1 rRNA gene is annotated in these 632 nt (G+C 48.3%); it reads left to right on the top strand.

Annotated elements, in window-relative coordinates:
• Positions 1-632 (top strand): 23S ribosomal RNA (locus AC1DWN_RS34890); the annotation flags it as partial.

Genomic DNA, 632 nt, shown 5'->3' with positions numbered 1-632 from the left:
GCCATAGACATGTTTACCGGGAGTCAGACAGTGAGTGCTAAGATCCATTGTCAAGAGGGAAACAGCCCAGATCATCAGCTAAGGTCCCCAAGTGTGTGTTAAGTGGGAAAGGATGTGGAGTTGCAAAGACAACCAGGATGTTGGCTTAGAAGCAGCCATCATTTAAAGAGTGCGTAATAGCTCACTGGTCGAGTGACTCTGCGCCGAAAATGTAACGGGGCTAAACACACCACCGAAGCTATGACATGTCGTAGTCTTCACTTTGCTTTTGAAGAAGTGYTCAGACACGGACATTTACCGAAATCAACCGCTTATGGTTGTTCAAGATTTCGGTTAAATGCTCCGCTAAAGACAACACCTTCGAGAATGAAGTGAAGGCTACGACTTGGGTAGGGGAGCGTTGAATACGGATTGAAGTTGGACCGTGAGGACTGGTGGACTGTATTCAAGTGAGAATGCCGGTATGAGTAACGAAAAGACAAGTGAGAATCTTGTCCGCCGAAAGCCTAAGGGTTCCTGAGGAAGGCTCGTCCTCTCAGGGTAAGTCGGGACCTAACGCGAGGCCGAAAGGCGTAGTGGATGGACAACAGGTTGAAATTCCTGTACCACCGTAAACCGTTATGAGCAATGGG

This window comes from Paenibacillus sp. P4_A7 (genome assembly GCF_056402455.1).
The sequence above is the reverse complement of the archived record's forward strand: the minus strand, read 5'-3'. Positions and strand labels throughout refer to the sequence as shown.